The 24,669-nt window shown below is 71.4% G+C and carries 20 protein-coding genes and 1 riboswitch; of the genes, 5 read left to right on the top strand and 15 right to left on the bottom strand.

Translation table 11 applies throughout. The annotated features are described in order from the left end of the window. Positions 1 to 25: 25 nt before the first annotated feature. Both OHS18_RS40395 and OHS18_RS40390 read left to right on the top strand, forming a co-directional pair. Positions 26 to 2,005, top strand: coding sequence for an SDR family oxidoreductase (locus OHS18_RS40395; RefSeq protein WP_328614337.1), 1,980 nt, complete (start codon positions 26 to 28; stop codon positions 2,003 to 2,005). 370 nt (positions 2,006 to 2,375) lie between these two features. Further along, positions 2,376 to 4,172, top strand: a complete 1,797-nt coding sequence (locus OHS18_RS40390) for a hypothetical protein (protein WP_328614336.1) — start codon at positions 2,376 to 2,378, stop codon at positions 4,170 to 4,172. Here the strand turns inward: OHS18_RS40390 and OHS18_RS40385 are convergent, their stop codons facing one another. Both OHS18_RS40385 and OHS18_RS40380 read right to left on the bottom strand, forming a co-directional pair. Beyond that, positions 4,173 to 4,859: a S1 family peptidase gene (locus OHS18_RS40385; RefSeq protein ID WP_328443390.1), complete on the bottom strand. Its 687-nt coding sequence runs from the start codon at positions 4,857 to 4,859 to the stop codon at positions 4,173 to 4,175. 226 nt (positions 4,860 to 5,085) lie between these two features. Then, positions 5,086 to 6,414 carry an aminotransferase-like domain-containing protein gene (locus OHS18_RS40380; protein ID WP_328618664.1) on the bottom strand — a complete coding sequence of 443 codons (1,329 nt, stop codon included), beginning with the start codon at positions 6,412 to 6,414 and terminating at the stop codon, positions 5,086 to 5,088. Between the two features lie 67 nt (positions 6,415 to 6,481). On the opposite strand from OHS18_RS40380, the gene OHS18_RS40375 reads away from it, so the two are divergent. Continuing rightward, the gene (locus OHS18_RS40375) at positions 6,482 to 7,138 is read left to right on the top strand and encodes an O-methyltransferase (RefSeq protein ID WP_328614335.1); all 657 of its coding nucleotides are present in this window, start codon (positions 6,482 to 6,484) and stop codon (positions 7,136 to 7,138) included. Positions 7,139 to 7,142: 4 nt separating this feature from the next. Here OHS18_RS40375 and OHS18_RS40370 read toward each other — a convergent pair whose 3' ends face one another. Together OHS18_RS40370 and OHS18_RS40365 are read right to left on the bottom strand one after the other, a co-directional pair. Further along, entirely contained in the window at positions 7,143 to 9,098 is a 1,956-nt protein-coding gene (locus OHS18_RS40370) for a transglycosylase domain-containing protein (protein WP_328614334.1), read from the bottom strand. A gap of 80 nt (positions 9,099 to 9,178) precedes the next feature. Beyond that, the gene (locus OHS18_RS40365; protein WP_328443396.1) at positions 9,179 to 9,907 is read right to left on the bottom strand and encodes a FadR/GntR family transcriptional regulator; all 729 of its coding nucleotides are present in this window, start codon (positions 9,905 to 9,907) and stop codon (positions 9,179 to 9,181) included. A gap of 226 nt (positions 9,908 to 10,133) precedes the next feature. On the opposite strand from OHS18_RS40365, the gene OHS18_RS40360 reads away from it, so the two are divergent. Continuing rightward, positions 10,134 to 10,316, top strand: coding sequence for a hypothetical protein (locus tag OHS18_RS40360; RefSeq protein ID WP_328614333.1), 183 nt, complete (start codon positions 10,134 to 10,136; stop codon positions 10,314 to 10,316). 83 nt (positions 10,317 to 10,399) lie between these two features. Here OHS18_RS40360 and OHS18_RS40355 read toward each other — a convergent pair whose 3' ends face one another. The 7 genes from OHS18_RS40355 to OHS18_RS40325 form a co-directional block, all read right to left on the bottom strand. After that, positions 10,400 to 11,767 carry an L-serine ammonia-lyase gene (locus tag OHS18_RS40355; protein WP_328614332.1) on the bottom strand — a complete coding sequence of 456 codons (1,368 nt, stop codon included), beginning with the start codon at positions 11,765 to 11,767 and terminating at the stop codon, positions 10,400 to 10,402. Positions 11,768 to 11,780: 13 nt separating this feature from the next. After that, complete coding sequence (lipA, locus tag OHS18_RS40350) at positions 11,781 to 12,782, bottom strand: lipoyl synthase (RefSeq protein ID WP_328614331.1); 1,002 nt, start codon at positions 12,780 to 12,782, stop codon at positions 11,781 to 11,783. Continuing rightward, the gene (gene glyA, locus OHS18_RS40345) at positions 12,779 to 14,053 is read right to left on the bottom strand and encodes a serine hydroxymethyltransferase (RefSeq protein WP_328614330.1); all 1,275 of its coding nucleotides are present in this window, start codon (positions 14,051 to 14,053) and stop codon (positions 12,779 to 12,781) included. Before glyA ends, lipA begins: the two co-directional genes overlap by 4 nt. Next, the gene (gene gcvH, locus OHS18_RS40340; protein ID WP_328443408.1) at positions 14,053 to 14,430 is read right to left on the bottom strand and encodes a glycine cleavage system protein GcvH; all 378 of its coding nucleotides are present in this window, start codon (positions 14,428 to 14,430) and stop codon (positions 14,053 to 14,055) included. Before gcvH ends, glyA begins: the two co-directional genes overlap by 1 nt. 14 nt (positions 14,431 to 14,444) lie before the next feature. Next, positions 14,445 to 15,548, bottom strand: coding sequence for a glycine cleavage system aminomethyltransferase GcvT (gene gcvT, locus OHS18_RS40335; protein ID WP_328614329.1), 1,104 nt, complete (start codon positions 15,546 to 15,548; stop codon positions 14,445 to 14,447). Between the two features lie 8 nt (positions 15,549 to 15,556). Then, positions 15,557 to 18,388: an aminomethyl-transferring glycine dehydrogenase gene (gcvP, locus tag OHS18_RS40330; RefSeq protein WP_328618663.1), complete on the bottom strand. Its 2,832-nt coding sequence runs from the start codon at positions 18,386 to 18,388 to the stop codon at positions 15,557 to 15,559. A 140-nt stretch (positions 18,389 to 18,528) separates the two neighbouring features. Then, a riboswitch (glycine riboswitch) is annotated at positions 18,529 to 18,622 on the bottom strand. Between the two features lie 54 nt (positions 18,623 to 18,676). Continuing rightward, positions 18,677 to 20,017, bottom strand: a complete 1,341-nt coding sequence (locus OHS18_RS40325) for a helix-turn-helix domain-containing protein (protein ID WP_328443412.1) — start codon at positions 20,015 to 20,017, stop codon at positions 18,677 to 18,679. A gap of 72 nt (positions 20,018 to 20,089) precedes the next feature. On the opposite strand from OHS18_RS40325, the gene OHS18_RS40320 reads away from it, so the two are divergent. After that, complete coding sequence (locus tag OHS18_RS40320; RefSeq protein ID WP_328443414.1) at positions 20,090 to 20,287, top strand: hypothetical protein; 198 nt, start codon at positions 20,090 to 20,092, stop codon at positions 20,285 to 20,287. On the opposite strand, the gene OHS18_RS40315 is transcribed toward OHS18_RS40320, so the two are convergent. The 4 genes from OHS18_RS40315 to OHS18_RS40300 are packed head-to-tail and all read right to left on the bottom strand — an operon-like array spanning position 20,284 to position 24,470. Further along, positions 20,284 to 21,051 carry a 3-oxoacyl-ACP reductase gene (locus tag OHS18_RS40315; RefSeq protein WP_328443417.1) on the bottom strand — a complete coding sequence of 256 codons (768 nt, stop codon included), beginning with the start codon at positions 21,049 to 21,051 and terminating at the stop codon, positions 20,284 to 20,286. The two genes, OHS18_RS40320 and OHS18_RS40315, sit on opposite strands and share 4 nt — an antisense overlap. Then, positions 21,051 to 22,415, bottom strand: a complete 1,365-nt coding sequence (locus OHS18_RS40310; protein ID WP_328614328.1) for an aldehyde dehydrogenase family protein — start codon at positions 22,413 to 22,415, stop codon at positions 21,051 to 21,053. The genes OHS18_RS40315 and OHS18_RS40310 overlap by 1 nt, the downstream gene beginning before the upstream one ends. After that, positions 22,412 to 23,125, bottom strand: coding sequence for a gamma-glutamyl-gamma-aminobutyrate hydrolase family protein (locus OHS18_RS40305; RefSeq protein WP_328614327.1), 714 nt, complete (start codon positions 23,123 to 23,125; stop codon positions 22,412 to 22,414). The genes OHS18_RS40310 and OHS18_RS40305 overlap by 4 nt, the downstream gene beginning before the upstream one ends. Then, a complete protein-coding gene (locus OHS18_RS40300; RefSeq protein WP_442875310.1) occupies positions 23,106 to 24,470 on the bottom strand; it encodes a glutamine synthetase family protein in 1,365 nt (454 codons plus the stop codon). Before OHS18_RS40300 ends, OHS18_RS40305 begins: the two co-directional genes overlap by 20 nt. Positions 24,471 to 24,669 lie beyond the last annotated feature (199 nt).

Here is a 24,669-nt window from a genome sequence, read left to right as displayed (position 1 = left end):
CCACGACGAGTGCAAGGGGCCGGCCATGACCACCTACTTCGTGACGGGCGCGACGGGTTTCCTCGGGAAGCGCCTGGTCGCCCGCCTGTTGCGGCGGCCGGAGACGTCCGCCGTGTACGCACTGGTGCGTGAGACTTCCCGGGAGCGGCTGTCCGTGCTCGCGCGGGGCTGGGAGAACGCGGACAAGCTGCATCCGGTCGTCGGCGACCTGACCGAGCCGCGGCTCGGCGTCGACGCCGCCGGGCTGCCGCACCTCGATCACGTCGTCCACCTCGGCGCGGTCTACGACTTCACCGCGGACGAGGAGGCCAACCGGCGCGCCAACGTCGAGGGCACCCGGCACCTGCTCGCCTTCGCCGCGGCGGCCGGGGCCGGACTCGTGCACCACGTTTCGTCGATCGCCGTCGCGGGGGATCACGCCGGGCGCTTCACCGAGGCCGACTTCGACCTCGGCCAGCACTTCGGGTCGCCGTACCACGCGACGAAGTTCCAGGCCGAGAAACTCGTCCGCGAGCAGCCGCTGCCCCACCGCGTCTACCGGCCCTCGGCCGTCGTCGGCGACTCGCGCACCGGCGAGATGGACAAGATCGACGGCCCGTACTACTTCCTGCCCGCGATCTCGCGGCTGGCGGCCCTGCCCCGGCGGCTCCCGCTGGCCGCGCCCGACCTCGGCGCGACCAACCTCGTGCCGGTCGACTACGTCGTCGAGGCGATGGAGTTCCTGATGCACCGGGACGCGCCGTCCGGGGCGACCTACCACCTCGCCGCCGCCCACCCGCAGTCGCTGAACTCCGTCTACAACGCCTTCGCGCGCGTCGCGGGCGGGCCCACGATCCGCGCCGTGCTGCCCGCGAAGCCGTCGAACGTGCTTCGCCGTGCGGGCACCCGGCTCGCGCACGCGGCCGCCGCCGGGGTCGACCGGGTACCCGGCGGGCGGGCCACGCGGGCCGCCGTCCTCGACGAGCTGGGCGTGCCGCTCGAAGTCCTGCCGCACTTGAGCACCGAAGTCGTCTTCGACACCGCGCGCACGACGACGGCGCTCTTCGGCAGCGGCATCCAGCTCCCGGAACTGCGCGACTACGCCGCCCCGCTCTACCGCTTCTGGCGGGCGCACCTCGACCCCGACCGCGCCCGCCGCACCCACGGCCTGGCCGGGCGGACGGTGCTGGTCACCGGCTCGTCGTCCGGCATCGGCCGCGCGTCGGCGCTCGCCATCGCGCGCAAGGGCGCGAAGGTGATCCTCGTGGCCCGGCGCGCCGACGAGCTCGACGACGTCCGTGGCGAGATCACGGCCGCCGGCGGCGTCGCGGCGGCGTACCCGTGCGACCTCACCGACGGCGACGCGGTCGACGCGCTGGTCAAGGACGTGCTCAGCGACCACGGCGCGGTCGACATGCTGGTCAACAACGCCGGCCGGTCGATCCGGCGCTCGGTTTCGCTGTCCACGGAACGGTTCCACGACTACGAGCGCACGATGGCGATCAACTACTTCGGCCCGGTCCGGCTCATCCTCGGGCTGCTGCCGTCGATGGCGCAGCGGCGCTTCGGGCACGTCGTCAACGTCACCACCATGGGCTTGCAGACCGACACCCCGCGCTTCTCCGCCTACCTGGCTTCGAAGGCGGCGCTGGAGGAGTTCGGGCTGGCCGCCGGGCGCGAGACGCTCTCGGACGGCGTCACCTTCACCTCGGTCCGGATGCCGCTGGTGCGGACGCCGATGATCGCGCCGACCGGCTACCGCGGGATCCCGTCGAGCAGCCCGGAACGCGCGGCCGCGCTCGTCGTCAAGGCCCTCGAAGAACGTCCCGCGATCCTCAGCCTCCCCGAAGGACGGGCCGCGGAGATCGCGACGTTCGTCGCGCCGCGGCTCTCCCGGTTCGCCGCGCACCTCGCCCACCGGGCGACGCGGGAGTCGGCGCCGGAGGCCCGCGGGCTGCCGGGCCGGCCCGCGCCCGCGGCCGTCGCGGCGGCGATCACCCGCACAATCTGGCGCCGTCGTGCGTGATCGGTGCGAATTCCGGCAAAACCCTGGCACCGCGGCGACGGTACTTCTACCCTCGCGCGAGTCTCATTCATCAGGACGAGCGTGAACTGGGGAGTTCGAAATGCCGGAACGCAGTACTGGGGAACGCACCGCCGCCGCGGATCAGACCGCCGCGATCGGCACCGCCCGCACCACGACCGGGTGACACTCACCAAGTCCGTGAAGGCCTCCTTGAGGGACTCTGAGTCCCTCAAGGAGGCCTTCACGGACTTGAGGCCCACGTCGTCCCAGGCCGGGCGGACCGGGCGGGCCCGGTGGTGCTGTTCATCCCGGTGGTGACCCCGGCCGCTACCATCGCTTCCCGGGTGTGATCGGTGGAAGGCGGGCAGGGGTGGACGTGGCGAGTCCGGTGCGCGCCACCGCCTCCCCGGACGACGCACCCGCGGCGCTCTCCCGGCCGCTGCTGCGCTGGAGCGCGCACGCCACCTGGGTCGTGCTGCTCGCGCTGGCCACCGAACTCCGCGTCGGCCGCTTCGGTTTCCACCCCTCCGACCAGGGCTTCATCCTCGCCCAGGCGTGGCGGGTGCTGCAGGGGGAAATCCCGCACGCCGAGATCATCTCCGCGCGCCCGCTCGGTTCCGCGGTCCTGCACGTCGTCGACTTCGCCTTGCCGATGCCGCTCTTCTTCGGGTCGAGCTTCCTGTCGATGATCGAGATCATCGTGGCGACCATCGCCTTCGCGGCACTGGTCACCCGCCGCCGGGTGCTGGCCTGGGGGCCGGGCATGACCGCGATGGTCGCGGCGGCGTCGCTGATCAACCTCAACGCGTTCCCGCTGATGGCCTGGCACACGGTGGACGGCATCGCGCTCACCGCGTGCGGCGCCTGGGCCCTGGACGCCGGGCTGCGCGGCGGCCACGCGCTCGCCCGGCGCGGCGGCCTGGCGCTGCTCGGCTGCGCGGTGTTCGTCAAGCAGAGCTTCGCGCTGGCGGCCGTGATCGGCGTCTTCTGGCTGCTGTTGCACCCGGCGACGCGGTCCGGCGCGCTGCGGGCGGCCCGCTGGTGGCGCCGCCTGGTCCTCGACCTCCTCGCGCTCGGCGCGCCCGGGCTGGCGTACGTGGCCTGGGTGAGCCTGGGCGGCGGCTTCGCGGAGATGGTCGAGCAGCTGACCGGCGGCGTCCCCGCCTACGGCGAGCGGCTGCTCGGGCTGTGGCTGGACGACCCGGAGGTGCTGACCCGGGCGCCGGTGCGGGAGCTGAGCTTCTTCGCCGCGATCTCGGTGGTGCTGCTCGCGGTCCGGCTGCCGGGCGACCGGCTCGGCGTGGCCGGCCGGGTGGCGTCCTGGGTGCTGGTGCTGGCCGGCGCGACGGCCGTGGTCCTGACCGTGGTCGACGGCCGGTTCACCGGCTCGTCGCGCTGGGCGGACGTGCTGTGGTGGATCGTCGCGGTGAGCGTGCTGGTCAACGCGGCCGTGACGCGCAAGGTGCCGTGGGCCGGGCTGCTGGTGCTCGCGACCGGGTTCATGACCAGCCTGTCCTGGGGCAATGACACGCCGACGCTGCTCACCGGGACGCTCGCGCTGACGGCGTTGCTGCTGCTGAGCGCGGTGGTCCCGCCGCGGCCGCGGCTGGCGCGGCGCTGGGTGACGGCGACGGCGGGGCTGACGGCGGTGGCGGTGTGCGGCTGGGTCGTCGTCGCGCGCCACGACGAGGCGGCCTACCTCGACCTGAGCCACGACAAGCTGACCGAGGACCTCGGCGCGGTGACCCCGGCGATGAGCGGGATCCGCACCAACCCCTCGACGTTCACCTACGTCCGGCAGATCCGCGACTGCCTGGCGGAGTTCCCGGCGGGCCGGACGGCGATCCTGCCGGACAGCTCGTTCGCCTACCCGGCGTTCGGGCTGCGCAACCCGTTCCCGCTGGAGTGGCCGCTGCCGCTGGAGATCGTCGGCGACGCGCCGCAGCGCATGCTGGCCGAGGCCGGCGACCTCAACCGCGAAGGCGACTACCTGGTGCTGTTCCAGACGGACTCGATCCGGCAGCTCGCCACCGGCGGCCCGGTGCCGGCGCGGATCCCGCTCGACACACCGGTCTTCGACTACCTCGGGCTGGAGAAGGCGATCCAGGCGAAGCTCACCGGGCAAGCGGTGACCTGCGGCAGCTTCGTCGGGAAGTACGCGCGCTGATCAGCCCTCGTTGATCTGCTGGTGGATCCAGTTGGCCACGACGTCGACCCGGGCGATGACCTCGAGACCGGGCTGGGGGCACGCCGGCCCGTCGTTGACGATCGCCACCAGGGTGCCGGTGCGGTCGTCTGCGGAAGTGAAGAACGGGCCGCCCGAATCGTCCTTGCACGGGCTGTTCTCGACGGTCCGCGTCACGACCGGCGCGGCTTCGAGGGTGGTCTGCCGGATCTTCGCGACGGTGAACGCCCCGCGCTTGAGGTGGTCGGACGGCGCGACGACGGTGGCCGACACCGACCCCCAGCCGGCGAACTTGAGCGGCTGCCCCTTCGCCGGCGGCTCGTCGGCCAGTTCCAGCGGGGTGATGCCGGTGATCGGCTTGCTGAGCTTGATCACGGCGAGGTCGTTGAGCGCGGACTGCCGGACGTCGACCACCTGCGCCGACTCGCCGCCGGTGTCGCTGTCCTTGAGCTTCCCGAGCGTCACGGTCATGTCGTAGCGCGGCCGGCCGCCGACCCGGACGTCGTTGACGTCGTGGAAGCAGTGCCCGGCCGTCACGACCCACTGAGGCGCGACGAGCGAGCCGCTGCACGCGCCGCTGCGGACGCCCCCGCCGGGGACCGGGATGTTCGTGGACGTCAGCTTCGCGTTGAACGGCAACACCGGCTCGGGCACCGGACGGCTGAGCACCGGAGTCGTCGGGCTACTGCCCGTAGTACCGCTTTGGGTCACCGCGGTGTGACGCGGCGCATCGGCGCTCGCGATCAGCGACGCGCCGAATGTGGTGTATGCGCAGGCCAGCCCGGCTCCCACGACAGCCGCGACAGCGGCGGCCCCCAGCCTCGGCCCGCGGCGGCCGCGCGTTTTCGTCCTCACTCTTATGAGTACGTATGCCGGACCGGGATGGTTGCGTGATCTAGTCGACGATCAGGTCGTCGGGGCCGCCCGAAGCCAGCGTGGCGAGCACTTCCAAGGCCGTTTCGAGCAGGTCGACCGGGGGCGCCGACACCGCGATCCGGACCGCGTTCGGCGCGTGACCAGGCAGCACCGCGAACGCGGACGCCGGCGGCAACGCGATCCCGCGCCGGGCCGCCGCCGCGACGAAAGTTTCCGCGCGCCACCGGTCCGGCAGCGTCCACCAGCGGTGGTAGGACGCCGGGTCGCCGTGGACTTCGAAGCCGGCCAGCTTGTCGTCCACCACCGAAGCGCGCGAAGCCGCGTCACGACGCTTCGCCGCTTCGACCTCCGCGAGGGTGCCCGTCGTGATCCACCGCGTCGCGGCTTCGACGGCGAAGCGGGACGCCGCCCAGCCGCCCGAGCGGACCGCCGACGCCAGCCGGGCCGTCCACGCGGGCGGCGTCACCAGGAAGCCCGCCGTGAGCCCCGGGGCGACGCGCTTGGACAGGCTGTCCACGAAGACCGTCCGCTCCGGCGCGAACGCGGCGAACGGGCGGACGTCGCCGCGCAGGAACGTGTAGATGCCGTCCTCGATCACCGGCAGGTCCAGCCGGGTGACGACCTCCGCCAGGGCCGCGCGCCGCTCGGGAGGCATCGTCGTGCCGAGCGGGTTGTGCAGCGTCGGCTGGACGTACAACGCGCGCACCGGGCCGGCAGCCAGCAGCGCCGAGGGCACCAGCCCGGCGTCGTCCGTCTCGACCGGCACCAGCTCCACGCCGAGCCGCGCGGCGACGCCCTTCACCACCGGATAGGTCAGCGACTCGACGGCGAGCCGCTCCCCCACCGGCACGAACGCGGCGATCGCCGCGGCGATGGCCTGCCGGCCGTTGCCGGTGAACAGCAGCGTCGCCGGGTCCGGTCGCCACCCGGCGCGGGTGAGCAACGCGGCCGCGGCGGCCCGCGCGGCCGGGGTGCCCGCGGCGCCGATCGGGTGCAGCGCCGCGGTCAGGACGTCCTGGCGCAGCAACGGTTCCAGCACGCGGGCGAGGCTCGCGGACTGGTCCGGCAGCACGGCGAAGTTGAGCTCGAGGTCGACGCGGGCGTCACCGGGCTCGGCGAGCGCGGGCTCCGGCGGCGGCTTCGCGGCCCGGACGAATGTGCCGCGGCCGACTTCGCCGACGGCCAGGCCGCGCCGGACCAGTTCGCCGTAGACGCGGGCGGCGGTGGAGTTCGCGATGCCGCGCTCCCGCGCGAAGCGGCGTTGCGGCGGGAGCCGGTCGCCGGGGCGCAGGCGGCCGGCTTCGATGTCGGCGGCGAGGGTGTCCGCGACGACGCGGTAGTCGTCCATGTCCACCTTCCTCATCGGCCGTCCCGGCCATGATCCCACCGGCGCGGTTCTCGCTAGGTTGGGTCCCATGAGCGACAACACCTGGGCCGAGGTCGACGACTACTTCGCCGCCGCCGTGCTGAGTCCCGATCCGGTGCTCGACGCCGCGCTGGCCGACTCCGCGGCCGCCGGCCTGCCGTCGATCGCCGTCGCCCCGAACCAGGGCAAGCTGCTGAACCTGCTGGCGCGCCTCGCCGGCGCGCGGTCGATCCTGGAGATCGGCACGCTCGGCGGGTACAGCACGATCTGGCTGGCCCGCGCCCTCCCGGCCGGCGGCAAGCTGGTGACCTGCGAGTACGAGCGGAAGCACGCCGACGTCGCGCGCGCGAACCTCGAGCGCGCGGGCTTCGGCGACGAGGTCGTGGACATCCGGGTCGGCGCCGCGCTCGACACGCTGCCGACGCTCACCGGACCGTTCGACTTCGTGTTCATCGACGCCGACAAGGCCAACCTCGACAACTACGTCCGCGAGGCTCTCGCGCTGTCCCGGCCGGGCACGACGATCGTCGTCGACAACGTCGTGCGCGGCGGCGCGGTGGTCGATGCCGAAAGCACCGACCCGAACGTCCAGGGCGTGCGGCGGATGGCCGAGCTGATCGCCGCCGAGCCCCGGCTGGACGCGACCGCCGTCCAGACGGTCGGCGGCAAGAGCTACGACGGGTTCCTGCTGGCCCTGGTCAGTTGAGCCGTCACCGCCGCGGGCGGATCTCCGGCGGCGGCGCGAGCGCCACGCCCCGCTTCGCGTCGCCGAGCGGCCGGATCGGCTGTCCTTCGTGCGCCGCGGCCATGAACGTCCGCCAGATGTCGGCCGGAACGACGTCGCCGGTGAGCTTGGCGCCGGTCGCGTCCTTGAGCAGCCGGTCGTCGTCCGAGCCGATCCAGACCGCGGTCGCCAGCTGAGGCGTGTAGCCGACGGCCCAGGCGTCCTGGTTCTCCGGCGAGTTGCCGTGCTCGGCCGCGCCGAGCCGCAGCGCCGCCGGGCGGCCGTCCGGCAGCGACGTGCCCAGCGTCGCGGTGACGTCCTCGGCGACGCGGCGGCTCGCGTCGCCGTCGTCGTCGAAGGCGGGCCGCGCGGTGTCGGTGTGCTCCCAGACGACCGCGCCGCTCTCGTCGCGCACCTTCGCCACGAAGTGCGGGGTCGCGCGCTGCCCGTCGGCGGCGAAAGTCGCGTAAGCGCCCGCCATGTCCAGTGGCCGCAACGGGTACCGGCCGATCGCGATGCCCGCGCCGATCAGGAAGCCGTCCTTCTCCCGCATGGTCGGCACACCGTCGACGGCCTCCGGGATGCCCGCCTGCCGCGCGGCCTCGCTCAGCGCGTCCGGGCCGAGTTTCCTGGCCATGGCGATGAACGGGCCGTCGGCCTGGGACTGCATCGCGATGCCCGGCGTGCACTTCGGGCCGCAGACGACCGGGTACTGGAAGTTCTCGCCGAGGAACTCCTGCTTCTCCGGCGACGGGATCGGCTGGTCCAGGCCGAACCCGCGGCGCAGGGCCGCGGCGAGCGTGAACGGGTAGAACGCCGAACCGGCCGCGTGCGGGGTGCTCGCGTAGTCGCGGACGCCCTGGTCACCGCCCTGGTAGGCGCGCACGGCGCCGGTCTTCGGGTCGACGGCGACGACGGCGCCGCGGAACTCCTTCGGCTCGCCCTTCAGCCTGTCCTGCAACGCTTTTGTCGCGGCGTCCTGCGCGGTCCGGTCCAGTGTCGTCTCGACCGTCATGTTGCCCTGCTGGAGCCGGCCGAGCGGGAAGCCGTCCTGCTCGAGCTCGGCCAGCACCTGCTGCTTGACGTGGAATCCGTCGTAGGTGACGCGGCCGGCGCGGGTTTCCGACGGTGGCTGGACCTCCGCGCCGGGGTAGGCCATGCTTTCGTCGCTCTTCACATAGCCGCGCTCGACGAGCTTGTCGTGCACGTACTGCCAGCGCCGGGCCGCGTGCGCGTCGCCGGACGCGGCCGGGTCGTGCACCGACGGCGACTGGATCATCCCGGCCAGGAACGCGGCTTCGCTCCAGGTCATCGAGTCGTCGAGCTTCTTGCCGAAGTAGGCGTTCATCGCCGCGGCGGGCCCGAACGTGCCGCGGCCGAAGGAGATGATGTTGACGTAGCTCTCGAAGATCTGTTCCTTGCTCTGCTGCTGGGTGATCTTCGTGGCCAGCACGAGCTCGGCGAACTTGCGCCCGACCGTCGCGTCGTCGTCGCCGGTGGACTTCTTGATGTACTGCTGGGTGATCCCGGACCCGCCGCCGACGCCGGTGAGGAACGCGCGGCCGATGCCGGTCGGGTCGAACCCCTGGTTGTCCCAGAAGGTCGGGTCCTCGGTGGCGATGATCGCGTCCCGCAGCTTCGACGGCACCTGCGCGTAGGGCACGAACATCCGGTCGCCGTCGGCCGGGATCACCTTGAGCAGCGGCGATCCGTCGGCGTAGTTCAGCACGACGGTCTTGTCGAGCCCGGCGAGCACCTCCTGCGGGCTGCGGACGTCGAGCACCAGGTAGGCGATCCAGAACGCGATCAGCGGAACGCCGACGAGGAGCCCGAAGCTCCGGTAACCGATCCGCCGGATCCGCCGCCAACGCCGGCGTCGCTGGGTGTCGGGCGTCGCTTCGGCGTCATCGGCACCGTCGGGTTCCGTCGTCGTCGAGGTCACGAATGGATGACGCCCGGTTGGGTGAAAAGGTTCTGTGGAGAATTAACGAGGTTGTCAGAATCCTGTCAAGACGCCTTGGGTCAGGACAGGAAGGCGCGCAGCAGCGAAGCCGTTCCCTCGATGTGCTCGGCCATCGCCTGGCGGGCCGCGACCGCGTCACCGGCCAGGATCGCGTCCACGATCGCCTCGTGCTGGGCGTTCGAGTGCTCCAGGTTCGGCTGCAGCAGCGGGATCCGGTCGAGCAGCTGGTTGACCCGGGTGCGTGCGTCGGCCATCGCCGTGGTCAGCGAGCCGGACGCGGTGACCTCGGCGATCGCCAGGTGCAGCCGGGAATCCTTGCGGCGGTAGTCGTCGAGGTCGGCGCCCGCCGCTTCGGCCAGCGTGCCGGTGAGGTGCTGGCGGTCGGCCGGGCTCAGGGAGCGGGCGGCGGCCATCTCCGCCGCGCCCGTCTCGAGGACGTAGCGCAAGCTCAGCGCGTCTTCCAGCACCACGGAGTCGACGGCGGCCGCGTCGGGCGAGTGCTCCGGCGGGCCGGGCAGGGTCTCGTTCACGAACGTGCCGCCGTAGCGGCCTCGACGTGACTCGACGTAACCGGCGTCGGAAAGCGCTCGGATGGCCTCGCGCAGCGTGACGCGGCTGACGCCGAGCCGTTCGGCGAGCTCGCGCTCCGACGGGAGCCGCTCCCCCGCGCCGACCACGCCCAGCCGGATCGCCTGCAGCAGCCGCTCGACGGTCTCCTCGAAAGCGTTGCCCGCGCGGACCGGCCGGAACAGCGCTTCGCCGGCATTCACCACCGAGGTCGACTCCATCCCGAGAGTTTAGGCCGCGGGCCGCGGTGCCCGGGTGGTTCACCCGCCTCGCACGACCCGGACACGCTCGGTGTCCGTCACGGTACGCCTCGCACCTTCGGAGTGGACCGAGGCACGCGCGCCGATCACACTGTGTTCGCGGTGGGAAAAAACCTGTGGAACCGGACGGGTGCGGTCGGCGACGATGGGTCGCACGACACCGATGAGCGACGCAGGGGGTGAGCCGGTGCACTTTCTGATGGCCGAGGATCTGGTTCACGAGCGCGAGAACGAGTTGCGCCACGGCGTGCGCAACCGTCCGCCGGGCCGGGCGACTCCACGGCGCCACACCGGCACCCGCCGCCAGCAGCTCGGCTGGACCCTCGTGGAGGTCGGCCTCCGGCTGGCCACCAACCCCGAGGAGAACTAGCACCGCTAGAAAACGCATCTTTCCTAGCGAAAGCTCGCACCTAGCACCGCTAGGTCGCATCTTTCCCTACGAAAGTGACGTCTTCAGCACTCGATGACGTTCACCGCCAGGCCGCCGCGGGCCGTCTCCTTGTACTTGACGCTCATGTCCGCGCCCGTCTCGCGCATCGTCTTGATCGCCTTGTCCAGCGTCACGACGTGACTGCCGTCGCCGCGCATGGCCATGCGGGCCGCGTGGATGGCCTTCGACGCGCCCACCGCGTTGCGCTCGATGCACGGGATCTGCACCAGGCCGCCGACCGGGTCGCACGTCAGGCCGAGGTGGTGTTCGACGCCGATCTCCGCCGCGTTTTCCACCTGCGCCGGGGAACCGCCGAGGACTTCGGTGAGGCCGGCCGCCGCCATCGCGGACGCCGAGCCGACCTCGCCCTGGCAACCGACTTCGGCGCCGGAGATCGAGCCCGTCTGCTTGAGGATCGAGCCGATCGCGGCCGCCGTGAGCATGAACGTCACGATGCCGTCGTCGCTCGAGTGCCGGATGAACCGCTGGTAGTAGTGCAGGACCGCGGGGATGATGCCGGCGGCGCCGTTGGTCGGCGCGGTGACGACCCGCCCGCCCGCGGCGTTCTCCTCGTTGACGGCGAGCGCGTACAGGCTGACCCAGTCCATCGCGTACAGCGGGTCGTCCAGGCCGTCCTCGGCCAGGAGCTTCTCGTGCAGCGCGCGAGCCCGGCGCGGCACCTTCAGCCCGCCCGGCAGCACACCTTCGTGGATGCAGCCGTTGCGGACGCACTCCGCCATGACCGCCCAGATCCGCAGCAACCCGTCGCGCACCTCTTCGCGCGAACGCCACGACAGCTCGTTCGCCATCATGATCTCGCTGATCGGCAGGCCGGTCGACGCGCAGTGCCCGAGCAGGTCGGCGCCGGTGCGGAACGGGTACGGCACCGGCGTCGCGTCCTCGACGAACACCGCGTCGGTCTCGTACGACTCGTCGCGGACGAAGCCGCCGCCGACCGAGTAGTACGTCCGCTCGCGCAGCACTGCACCGGCCGCGTCGAACGCGCGGAAGATCATGCCGTTCGGGTGCGCCGGCAGGGACTTGCGGCGGCGCATCGTGAGGTCGGTGTCCTCGTCGAACCCGATGTCGTGCGTGCCGGCCAACAGCAGCCGCCCGGTCTCGCGGATTTCCGCGACGCGCACCGGCACCGTGTCGGTGTCGATGTTCTCGGGACGCTCACCCGAAAGCCCGAGCAGGACGGCTTTGTCGCTGCCGTGGCCGAAGCCGGTCGCGCCGAGCGAGCCGAACAGCTCGGCCTGCACGCGCGCCGTCCTGCCAAGGTCGTCGCCGAGTCCGTCCACAAAGGTCAGTGCCGCCCGCATCGGGCCGACGGTGTGGGAGCTCGAAGGCCCGATGCCGATGGAAAACAGGTCGAAGACGCTGATCGCCATTGATCCGCCTCTCCTATCTCGCCAGCAGGGAGCTGGCTTCTTGCGCGGCCGGTCCCTGCTCGGTGAGGTGCCGCAGGTTTTCCGGGAGATCTTCACCGCGGTGGGCCTTGGTCTGGGCGTAAAGCCGCCCCGCCCGGTACGACGAGCGCACCAGCGGACCCGCCATCACGCCGGCGAAGCCCATCGCCTCGGCAGCCTGGGAGTGCTCGACGAACTCCTCCGGCTTGACCCAGCGGTCCACCGGGTGGTGCCGGGGTGAGGGCCGCAGGTACTGGGTGATCGTCAGGATCTCGCAGCCCGCGTCGACCAGGTCCCGCATCGCCGGGGCGACCTCGTCGGGCGTCTCGCCCATACCGAGGATCAGGTTCGACTTCGTGACGAGCCCGAACTCACGCGCCTTGGTGATGACCTCGAGCGAACGCGCGTAGCGGAAGCCGGGACGGATCCGCTTGAAGATCCGCGGCACCGTTTCGACGTTGTGGGCCAGGACTTCCGGCTGCGAACCGAAGACCTCGGCCAGCTGCGCCGGTTCCGCGTTGAAGTCCGGGATCAGCAGTTCGACACCGGTACCCGGATTGAGCGAGTGGATCTGACGCACAGTCTCGGCGTACAGCCACGCCCCACCGTCTGCCAGGTCATCCCGAGCCACACCGGTGATCGTCGAGTACCGCAGACCCATGGCCTGGACGCTTTCGGCGACCTTCCGCGGCTCCGTCCGGTCCAGCTCGGCCGGCTTGCCCGTGTCGATCTGGCAGAAGTCGCACCGGCGGGTGCACTGGTCACCGCCGATGAGGAACGTGGCTTCGCGGTCTTCCCAGCATTCGTAGATGTTGGGGCACCCGGCCTCTTCACACACCGTGTGCAGGCCTTCGCGGCGCACCAAGCCCTTCAGCTCGGTGAACTCCGGCCCCATCCGCACCCGTGTCTTGATCCACGGCGGCTTCTTCTCGATCGGCGTCTCGCTGTTGCGCACTTCCAGGCGCAGCAGCTTCCGGCCCTCGGGCGCAGCGCTCACCGGGACAGGTCCGCGTACAGCGGGTGCTTCTTGGCCAGCGTCTCGACGCGGTCGCGCAGCTTCGCGCGCACGGCGTCGTCGAAGTCCGGCTTGAGGGCTTCGGCGATGACGTCGGCGACCTCGGTGAAGTCGTCGGTCTGGAAGCCGCGGGTGGCCAGCGCCGGGGTGCCGATGCGGAGGCCGGAGGTGATCATCGGCGGGCGCGGGTCGAACGGGACGGCGTTGCGGTTGACCGTGATGCCGACCTCGTGCAGCCGGTCCTCGGCCTGCTGACCGTCCAGAGTGGACTGGACGAGGTCGACCAGGACCAGGTGGACGTCGGTGCCGCCGGTCAGCACGCGGACGCCGGCCTCGGCGAGGTCCGGCTGCGACAGCCGCGACGCCAGGATGCGGGAGCCGTCCAGGGTGCGCTGCTGGCGCTCCTTGAACTCCTCGCTCGCGGCGATCTTCAGTGCGACGGCCTTGGCCGCGATGACGTGTTCGAGGGGCCCGCCCTGCTGGCCGGGGAACACCGCGGAGTTGATCTTCTTCGCCAGCTCCTGGCGGCAGAGGATCAGCCCGCCGCGGGGGCCGCCGAGGGTCTTGTGCGTGGTCGTGGTGACGATGTCGGCGTGCGGTACCGGCGACGGGTGCAGCCCGGTCGCGACCAGCCCGGCGAAGTGCGCCATGTCGACCATCAGGCGAGCGTCGACCAGGTCCGCGATGCGGCGGAACTCGGCGAAGTCGAGCTGACGCGGGTACGCGGACCAGCCGGCGATGATCAGCTTCGGCTTGTGCTCGACCGCGAGGCGCTCGATCTCGGCCAGGTCGACGATGCCGGTCTCTTTGTCGACGTGGTAGGCGACGACGTTGTAGAGCTTGCCCGAGAAATTGATCTTCATCCCGTGCGTGAGGTGGCCGCCGTGCGCCAGGTCGAGGCCGAGGATCGTGTCGCCGGGCTTGAGCACGGCGAACATCGCGGCGGCGTTGGCCTGCGCGCCCGAGTGCGGCTGCACGTTGGCGTGCTCGGCGCCGAACAGGGCCTTCGCGCGATCGATGGCGAGCTGCTCGACGACGTCGACGTGCTCGCAGCCGCCGTAGTAGCGGCGGCCGGGGTACCCCTCGGCGTACTTGTTGGTCAGCACCGAACCCTGCGCCTCGAGCACGCCCACCGGGGCGAAGTTCTCGGAGGCGATCATCTCCAGGGTCGACTGCTGGCGGGTGAGCTCGTCGGCGACGGCCGCGGCGACCTCGGGGTCGACGTCGGCGAGGTGGGCGTCGAAGGTCGTCATCAGTTCTCCTGGGTGAGCGAGGCGTAGGCGGCGGCGTCGAGCAGCTCGGGGACGTCCCCGGAGAGGCGCACCTTGAGCAGCCAGCCTTCGGCGTACGGGTCCGAGTTGATCACCTCGGGGGTGTCCGACGTGGTGCCGTTCACCTCGACGACCTCGCCGGAGACCGGCGCGTACAGCTCGCTGACGGACTTGGTCGACTCGACCTCGCCGAACACCTCGCCGGAGGTGATGGTGGCGCCGACCTCGGGCAGCTGGACGAACACGATGTCGCCGAGCGACTCGGCGGCGAACGCGGTGATGCCGACGGTGGCGACGTCACCTTCGACGTTCAGCCACTCGTGTTCCTTGGTGTACTTCAGGTTCTCGGGGATGCTCACGGTGCTGGAGTCCTTTACGCGCGGGAGTAGAAGGGCAGGGCGACGACCTCGACGGGCTCGATCCTGCCCCGGATGTCGACGGAAAGTTCGGTGCCGGGCTCGGTGTACGCCCGATCGACGTACGCCATGGCGATGGGGTGACCCAGCGTGGGCGACAGTGCCCCGCTGGTGACCTCGCCGATTTCGACCCCGTCGGCCAGCAGCTTGTAGCCGTGCCGCGGCGCGCGACGTCCGGCACCCTTGAGGCCGACGCGCACGCGCGGGACGTCCGCTTTGGACCGCTCTTCGAGGGCCGCGCGGCCGACGAAGTCACCCGGCTTCTCGAACTTGACGACACGCCCGAGCCCGGCTTCGAACGGGCTCTGGTCGAGGGTGAGCTCGTTGCCGTACAACGGCATCCCGGCTTCGAGGCGCAGGGTGTCGCGGCAGGCCAGGCCCGCCGGGACGAGCCCGTGGCCCTCGCCGGCCTCGGTCAGGATCCGCCAGACCGCCGGGGCCTCGTCGGCCGGGACGAACAGCTCGAAGCCGTCCTCGCCGGTGTAGCCGGTGCGGGCGAGCAGGACCTCGTGGCCCTTCACGACCGCCGGCACGCTGGCGTAGTACTTGAGCGCGTCGAGGTCGGCGTCGGTGACCGAACCGAGGATCTTGACGGCGTTCGGGCCCTGGACGGCGATCAGCGCGGTCGTCTCGGACCGGTCGTCGACCACCGCGTCGAAGCCCGCGACCCGCTCGGCCAGCGCGTCGGCGACGACCTTCGCGTTGCCCGCGTTCGCGACGACCAGGTAGTGCTCGTCGGCCAGCCGGTAGACGACCAGGTCGTCGAGCACGCCGCCGCCGGCGTCGCAGATCATCGTGTACCGCGCCCGGCCCGGCTTGACCCCGGTGAGGTTGCCGACCAGCGCATAGTCGAGGACGTCGGCGGCCTGCTTGCCCGTGACGTGGATTTCGGCCATGTGCGAGAGGTCGAACAGCCCGGCCGCCTCGCGGACGGCCTTGTGCTCGGCCAGCTCGCTGGCGTAGCGGACCGGCATGGACCAGCCCGCGAAGTCGGTGAACAGCGCGCCAAGTCCTTTGTGGACTCCGTACAGGCTGGTCTCTTTCGACGCTGTGGAATTCAAGGGAGAACTCAGCCTTCGTAAGCGTTGAGGGGCGGGCAGGAGCAGACCAGGTTGCGGTCACCGCGGGCGCCGTCGATGCGGCGGACCGGCGGCCAGTACTTGTTCTTGCGCGAGACACCCGCCGGGAAGACGGCCAGCTCGCGGTCGTAGGCCTTGTCCCACTCGCCGACCAGCGTCTCGGCGGTGTGCGGGGCACCGCGCAGCGGCGAAGCCTCCGCGGTCCAGGTGCCCTTGGCGACCTCGTCGATCTCGCCGCGGATGGCGATCATCGCGGCGATGAACCGGTCGATCTCGCCCAGGTCCTCGGACTCGGTCGGCTCGACCATCAGCGTGCCGGCGACCGGGAACGACATGGTCGGCGCGTGGAAGCCGTAGTCGATGAGCCGCTTCGCGACGTCGTCGACCGTCACGCCGGTCTCCTTGGTGATCTGGCGCAGGTCGAGGATGCACTCGTGCGCGACCAGGCCGTCCTGGCCCGTGTAGAGCACCGGGTAGTGCGGGGCCAGCCGCGAAGCGACGTAGTTCGCGGCCAGCACGGCGACCTTCGTCGCGGCGGTCAGGCCGGGCGCGCCCATCATCCGGACGTAAGCCCAGGAGATCGGCAGGATCGACGCCGAGCCGTACGGCGCGCCGCTGATCGGGCCGACGCCGGTGGCCGGACCGGCCTGCTCCAGCAGCGGGTGGTTGGGCAGGAACGGCGCGAGGTGCGCGCGCACCGCGACCGGGCCGACGCCGGGGCCGCCACCGCCGTGCGGGATGCAGAAGGTCTTGTGCAGGTTCAGGTGCGAGACGTCGCCGCCGAACTCGCCCGGCTTGGCCAGGCCCAGCAGGGCGTTGAGGTTCGCGCCGTCGACGTACACCTGGCCGCCGCCGTCGTGCACGATCTTGGCCAGCTCGTCGATCGAGTGCTCGTACACGCCGTGCGTGGACGGGTAGGTGACCATGATCGCGGCGAGCGTGTCCCGGTGCGCGTCCACTTTGGACCGCAGGTCGGCCAGGTCGACGTTGCCCTCGTCGGTGCACTTGACGACGACCACGCGCATCCCGGCGAGCACCGCGGACGCGGCGTTGGTGCCGTGCGCGGACGACGGGATCAGGCAGACGTCGCGAGCTTCGTCGCCGTTGGAGCGGTGGTAGGCGCGGATCGCGAGAAGCCCGGCCAGCTCGCCCTGGCTGCCCGCGTTCGGCTGCAGCGACACCTTGTCGTAGCCGGTGACCTCGGCCAGCCACTCGGCCAGCTGCGCGACGAGGACGTGGTAGCCCTCGGCGTCCTCGGCCGGCGCGAACGGGTGGATGCCGGCGAACTCGCGCCAGCTGATCGGCTCCATCTCGGTGGTGGCGTTCAGCTTCATCGTGCAGGAGCCGAGCGGGATCATGCCGCGATCGAGCGCGTAGTCCTGGTCGGACAGCCGGCGCAGGTAGCGCAGCATCGCCGTCTCGGAGCGGTGGCTGCCGAAGACCTCGTGGCCCATGAAGCCGCTCTCGCGGGCCAGGCCGTTGGGCAGCGCGACGCCGTCCCGCGCGTCCTCGTCGACGCCGAACGCGCGCAGGACCTTCTCGGTGATCGCGGGGGTGCTGACCTCGTCGAAGGCGACGCGCACGTGGTCGGCGTCGACGTGGCCGAGGTTGACGCCGGCCGCGCGGGCGGCGGCGTGGACGTCGGCCGCCTGGCCCGGGACGTGCGCGACGACGGTGTCGAAGAAGGACTCGTGCACGACCTCGACGCCGGTCTTGCGCAGCGCGTCGGCGAAGCCCGCGGCCAGGCCGTGGACGCGCTGGGCGATCCGCTTGAGACCGTCCGGGCCGTGGTAGACCGCGTACATCGCGGCCAGCACGGCCGGCAGGACCTGCGCGGTGCAGATGTTGGACGTCGCCTTCTCGCGGCGGATGTGCTGCTCACGCGTCTGCAGCGCCAGCCGGTAGGCCGGGTTGCCGTCGGCGTCGACCGAGACGCCGACCAGGCGCCCGGGCAGCGAGCGCTCGAGCCCGGCGCGGACCGACATGAAGCCGGCGTGCGGGCCGCCGTAACCGAGCGGTACGCCGAAGCGCTGCGTCGACCCGGCGGCGACGTCGGCGCCGAACTCGCCGGGCGAGGTGATCAGCGTCAGCGAGAGCAGGTCGGCGGCGACGGTGAACAGCGCGCCCGCGGCCTTCGCCGACTCGGAAATCGCGTGGTAGAAACCGCGGCCGCGCAGCACGCCGGACGCGCCGGGGTACTGGACGACGACGCCGAAGAAGTCCTCGGGGAGCCCGGTCAGCAGGTCGCGGACCTCGACCTCGATGCCCAGCGCCTCGACGCGGGTCCGCACGACGGCGATGGTCTGCGGCAGGCACTCGGCGTCGAGCACGACCTTGTTCGACTTCGACTTGGACGCGCGGCGCATCAGCGTGACGGCCTCGGCGACGGCGGTCGACTCGTCCAGCAGGGACGCGTTCGCGGTGGCCAGCCCGGTCAGGTCGGCGACCATCGTCTGGAAGTTGAGCAGCGCTTCGAGGCGGCCCTGGGAGATTTCCGGCTGGTACGGCGTGTAGGCGGTGTACCAGGCGGGGTTCTCGAGGACGTTGCGCCGGATCACGCCGGGGGTGACGGTGTCGGAGTAGCCGAGCCCGATCATCTGCGTCATCGGCCGGTTACGCGCGGCGAGCGCCCGCAGCTCCGCGGTGGCGTCCTCTTCGGACGCGGCGGGCGGGAGGACCAGGTCGCGAGTGACGCGGATCGCACTCGGCACGGCCGCTTCGAGCAGCGCGTCGAGGGATCCGTAGCCGCACTCGGCGAGCATCTTGGCGCGTTCGGCCTCGGACGGGCCGATGTGGCGGGCGTCGAACTGCGTAGAGGTGATCGGGAGCTCCTCGGGCCGGGCACCGGGCACAACGGTGCGCTGGGAACTCCCCCTCTGTCATGGCACCTGAGAGTTTCACCGTGTCAGACACGGCTTTCACCTTGGGTGAGGCGCGGGTGCGCCTGCTTTCCAGAGTGGCCTCGCACGAAGCGGTAGCAGGTACCTGAGAGATTCCGGGGAGTTTGCTCCTTCGGTGCCCCACTGACTTCGTGAGGGCTCTCCCGCCTCGGCTCGACGGCCCGATCTGCAGTTATGGCGGCTACCGTACCTGCCGGGTTCGACCCCCGTCTACTTCACCCGGCCAACACCACACCGGTTCTCGAGCCCGCCTCGACCGGCGGCCCGCTTCGTGACCGCGCTCACCAGTGGTGGCGGGCGGCGGACCCGGCCCGAGGGGAGCACCAGCCGCTTCAACGGCCCGCCCAGCGGGACCGGTGGCAGGCCCGCGCCGAGCAGGATGTGCTCCACCACCTGCTCCGCGAGCCACGCCACCGCGTCGTTCAGCCGGTCGAGGTCGGGCCGGTCGCCGTCGAAGACGTCGGCGTCGTCCAAGATCACCTCGAAGTACTCCCCCGGCAGCCGGGCGACCACCGCGTCGACGGCGGCCTCGATCGCGCGGGCGCCTTCCGCGGGGTCGGCGAAGCCCGCCTCGAGCAGTGGCTCGCGGTAGATCCGGGCGGCGCGGGCGCGCATCCGCGGGCCGTAGCGGACCACGACCGGGAGCCGGCCGCTCAGGTCCGGGACGGCGAGGCCGTGCAGCAGCATGATCGGCGGCACGCTGTGCACCAGGCGCGGCGCCGGCTCGGCCAGTTCGCGCGCGGTGATCCGGAGCCGGTCGGCCCTCGCGTCCGGCAGGCCGAAGTAGCGGAAGTCGACGTTGCCGAACCCGAGGCCGTCGGCGACCAGCGACGCCAGCAGCTCGCCGTAGCCCCAGATCGGCGACAGCACCACGACCGGCGGCGCCGTCACCAGCGGCGGTGACGGCGAGGGCGGGCGTGACGCCTCCTGCTCGGGTACCTGGATCATCAGCCGCGGCGGGTCGTCCCAGTCGTGCGGCTCGGCGACCCGCCAGTACAGCCCGAGCGGCTGCCACAGGCCGCCGAGGATCTCGCGCTCGACGATCCGCCGTGCTTCGGCGTCGGAATGCGGGAAGTCCCGGGGCGGCACGATCCCGACGTAGTGGTGGTAGGTGACGCGGATCTCGTCGCCGCGGGTCGCCGAGCGGATCCGCATCTCCCAGTCGATCGGCGACGCGGCGATCGCGTTCGCCACCTGCGTGCCGGGCGACGAGTAGACGAGCGCGGTCGCCTGCCGCAGGAAGTCCCCGGCCCGGTCGATGCCTTCCCGCAGCGACTTCGCGGCCTGCGCGACGTGCACCGGGCTGACCAGCGATTCCGGCAACACCCCGGCGACGCGCAGCAGCTCGGCCTCGCCGAGCCCGGTGACCTCGGCGAGCTGCGCCCAGTGGTCGAAGACGGTCACCTTCGGCGCGTGCCGGTGTTCGATCCAGCTGCGCAGGGTCGACGTCGGCACGCCGATCCGCCGTGCGGCCTCGTCGAAGGAGAGGCCGCGGGCCCGGATCCCGGCCCGGACCGCTTCCGCCCACTCGTCGGCGCGCCACTGCGTCACCTCACAAAGCTAACGAAACCCGCTAGCTTTGCGCAGGGACAAAACGCCCACGCCGCGACAACGCTGGTGAGCATGACCACCACCGTTCTCGCCCTGACCCTCATCGTCGGCGTGCTCACCTTCGCCGCCGGCGCCTTCCTCGCCGCCGAGGTCGCCACCCGCATCCTGCGGCGCCGCGAACGCGAGATCTCCGAGGAGCGCAAGAAGATCAACGCCGCCTGGAAGTACCTGCGGGAGGCCTACGACGTGAAGAAATCGGCGCGCCGTTAGATCGGGGTGACGTACGCGCCGGAGATGCCGCCGTCCACGAGGAACTGCGACGCCGTGATGAAGCTGGCGTCGTCGCTGGCCAGGAACGCGACCGCGGCCGCGATCTCCTCCGGCTCGGCGAACCGGCCGACCGGGACGTGGACCAGGCGCCGCGCCGCGCGTTCCGGGTCCTTCGCGAAGAGCTCCTTGAGCAGCGGGGTGTTCACCGGACCCGGGCACAGCGCGTTGACGCGGATGTTCTCCCGCGCGAACTGGATGCCGAGCTCGCGGCTCATCGCGAGCACGCCACCCTTCGACGCGGTGTAGGAGATCTGCGACGTCGCCGCGCCCATCACCGCCACGAACGACGCCGTGTTGACGATCGAGCCCTTGCCCTGGCGCTGCATGTAGGGCAGGACTTCCTTGCAGCACAGGTAGACCGACGTCAGGTTGACACGCTGGACCCGCTCCCAGGCCTCGATCCCGGTGGTCAGGATCGAGTCGTCCTCCGGCGGCGAGATGCCGGCGTTGTTGAACGCGACGTCGATCGAGCCGAACTGCTCGGCCGTGGTCCGGTAGAGGGCGGCCACCTGCTCGGCGTCGGTGACGTCGGCCTGCACGAACACGCCGTCGACCTCGTCGGCGGCGGCTTTGCCGGACTCCGGCGTCAGGTCGGCGATGACGACCTTCGCACCTTCGCTCGCCAGCCGGCGGGCCGAGGCGAGGCCGATGCCGCTCGCCCCGCCCGTGATCACCGCGACGCGGCCTTCGAAACGCTGGACCATTACTCCTCCGTGCTGATGAAAACGTTCTTGGTCTCGGTGAACGCCGTCGGGGCGTCGGGGCCCAGCTCGCGGCCGAGGCCGGACTGCTTGAAGCCGCCGAAGGGCGTCCAGTAGCGCACCGACGAGTGCGAGTTGACCGACAGGTTGCCGGCCTCGACGGCGCGCGCCACGCGGAACGCGCGGCCGGTGTCGCGGGTCCAGATCGACCCGGACAGGCCGTATTCCGTGGTGTTGGCCTGGCGTACCGCGTCCGCCTCGTCGGTGAACGGCACGACGGCCACGACCGGGCCGAAGACCTCTTCGGCCGCGGCCGGGTGCCGCAGGTCCTGCGGGGTCAGGACGGTCGGCGGGAACCAGAAGCCGGGCCCGGCGGGCGCGGTGCCGCGGAACGCGACCGGCGCGTCGTCCGGCACGTAGGAGGCGACCTTTTCCCGGTGCGCCGCGGAGATCAGCGGCCCCATCTCGGTCTTCTCCTCGGCGGGGTCGCCGACGACGACGCCGTGCACGGCGGGTTCGAGCAGCTCCATGAACCGGTCGTAGACGCTCGCCTGCACCAGGACGAGCGACCGCGCGCAGCAGTCCTGGCCGGCGTTGTCGAAGACGCCGTAGGGCGCGGTCGCCGCGGCCTTCTCCAGGTCGGAGTCGGCGAAGACGACGTTCGCGTTCTTGCCGCCCAGCTCCAGCGTCACGCGCTTCACCCGCGCCGCGCAGCCGGCCATGATCTGCTTGCCGACCTCGGTGGAGCCGGTGAAGACGACCTTGCGCACGGCCGGGTGGTCGACGAACCGTTGCCCGACCACGGATCCCTTGCCGGGCAGCACCTGGAAGACGTCTTCGGGGATGCCGGCCGCGCGCGCCAGCTCGCCGAGCCGGATCGCGGTGAGCGGGGTCAGTTCGGCGGGCTTGAGCACGACGGTGTTGCCGGCGGCGAGCGCGGGCGCGAAGCCCCAGCCGGCGATCGGCATCGGGAAGTTCCACGGCACGATCACGCCGACCACACCGAGTGGTTCGTGGAAGGTGATGTTCACCCCGCCCGGCACCGGGATCTGCTGGCCGATCAGGCGCTCCGGCGCGGCGGAGTAGTAGTTGAGCACGTCGCGGACGTTGCCCGCCTCCCAGCGCGCGTTGCCGATGGTGTGCCCGGAGTTCTCGACCTCCAGCCGCGCCAGGTTCTCGATGTCGGCCTCGACGGCGTCGGCGAAGCGGCGCAGCAGCCGCGCGCGGTCACCGGGGGCGACGTCGCGCCAGGCCGGGAACGCCGCCTGCGCGCGGGCGATCGCCGCGTCGGTCTCCTCGGCGCCGGTCTGCGCGACCGACCGCACCACCTGCTCGGTGGCGGGGTTGATCACGTCGAACGTCGTCATTGCCTCTCCTTGCTGGCTTCGACAAGTGCCTGGAACAAGCGGACGTCGTCGGTGTCCTGCTCGGGGTGCCACTGGACGCCGAGCAGGAAGTCCTCACCCGGCGCTTCGGCGGCTTCGATGGTGCCGTCGGCGGACCAGCCGACCGGGTCGAGGCCGTCGCCGAGCCGGTCGATGGCCTGGTGGTGGTAACACAGGGTCTTGGTCTCCGGGCCCAGGATCTTCGCGGCGCGGCTGCCGTCGGCCAGCGTGACGACGCCCTGGCCGAACGTCGCCGGCGCGGGCTGGTGCTCGGTGGATTCCCGCGCCTCGGGCAGGTGCTGGACCAGGGTGCCACCGAGGGCGACGCTGATCACCTGCAGGCCGCGGCACACGCCGAGCACCGGCTTGTGGTGGCGGCGCGCGGCGGCGAACAGACCGAACTCGAACGCGTCGCGCTGCGGGCGGACGTAGGTCGTGGGGTGCTGCTCCTGGCCGTAGCGCGCCGGTTCGACGTCGGCGCCGCCGGTCAGCACCAGGCCGTCCACTGTGGACATCAGCCGATCGTACGCATCACTCATCGGTGGCAGCAGCACCGGGATGCCGCCCGCCGCGGCGACGCACTCTACGTAGACGCGGTGCAGCAGCGCGACTTCCGTTTCCCACACGAGGAACTTCGCGGGCTCGAGGTAGGTGGTCAGCCCGATGACCGGTTTAGAGGCGCTCGAAGCCACGAACCCGCTCCCAGTCGGTGACGGCGGCGTTGTACGCGTCCACCTCGATCTTCGCCGCGTTCAGGTAGTGCTCGACGACGTCCTCGCCGAAGGCCGCGCGGGCCACCTCGCTGCCGGCCAGGGCCGCGGCGGCCTCGGGCAGGGTGGTCGGCACGGTGTCGCGGCCGGAGTTGTAGGCGTTGCCCGTGAACGGTTCTTCCAGCTCCAGCTCGTTTTCGATGCCGTGCAGGCCGGCCGCGATCAGCGCGGCGACGGCGAGGTACGGGTTGACGTCCCCGCCCGGCACGCGGTTCTCGACGCGCAGCGACTCGCCGTGCCCGACGACGCGCAGCGCGCACGTGCGGTTGTCGGTACCCCAGGCGATGGCCGTCGGCGCGAAGCTGCCGGGCACGAAGCGCTTGTAGGAGTTGATGTTGGGCGCGAGGAAGTAGGTCAGCTCGTGCAGCGCGGCCAGCTGCCCGGCGAGGAAGTGCTCCATCAGCTTCGAGAAGCCGTGTTCGCTGTCGCCGGCCAGCACCGCGCCGCCGTCGGTGGAGCGCAGGCTGATGTGGATGTGGCAGGAGTTGCCTTCGCGCTCGTTGTACTTCGCCATGAAGGTGAGGCTCTTGCCCTCCTGCGCGGCGATCTCCTTGGCGCCGTTCTTGTAGACGCTGTGGTTGTCGCAGGTGGCGAGCGCGTCGGTGAAGCGGAAGGCGATCTCCTGCTGGCCGGGGTTGCACTCGCCCTTGGCGGACTCGGGGTAGAGGCCGGCGCCGGCCATGTCGTTGCGGATGCGGCGCAGCAGCGGCTCCAGCCGCGCGGTGCCGAGCATCGAGTAGTCGACGTTGTACTGGTTGGCCGGCTTGAGACCGTGGTAGCGCTTGTCCCAGGCGGCTTCGTAGGTGTCGTCGAAGACGATGAACTCGAGCTCGGTCCCGACGAAGGCGCCGAGCCCGCGCTCGGCGAGCCGCTCGAGCTGGCCACGCAGGATCTGGCGCGGCGACACCGACACCGGCCCGCCCTGCACGCGTTCGACGTCGGCCAGCACCAGCGCGGTGCCTTCCTGCCACGGCACCAGCCGCAGGGTGTCGAAGTCGGGGCGCAGCACGAAGTCGCCGTACCCGCTGTCCCAGGACGAGAGCTCGTAGCCGTCGACGGTGTTCATGTCGACGTCCACGGCGAGCAGGTAGTTGCACGCCTCGGTCGCGTGCCCGACGACCTCGTCGAGGAAGTACTCGGCGGCGCAGCGCTTGCCCTGGAGCCGGCCCTGCATGTCCGTGATCGCGACGAGGACGGTGTCGATCGTGCCCGCCTCGACGCGCTCCCGGAGTTCGTCGAGGGTGAGCATGCCTCGCCTGCGTGCCATCAGCTACCCCAAAGGTTTGATGCGAATCCTTTGCCGGTCCTTCCTACCCTGGTGGCGCGCGACGGGTCAACCCTCGAAAAGGTATTTTCTTGACCCATTGCAGTGACAGCTGCGCGGCGTGGTGGAATGTCCGGGATGCCCGGCTGAGAAGAGTCTGTGAATCCCGTCCGACCGGGAGGAATCCGGGGTACTCCCACGT

Origin of the sequence: Amycolatopsis sp. NBC_00355 (assembly GCF_036104975.1) — a bacterium.
GTDB lineage: Bacteria > Actinomycetota > Actinomycetes > Mycobacteriales > Pseudonocardiaceae > Amycolatopsis.
This window is presented reverse-complemented; position numbering and strand designations above follow the sequence as displayed.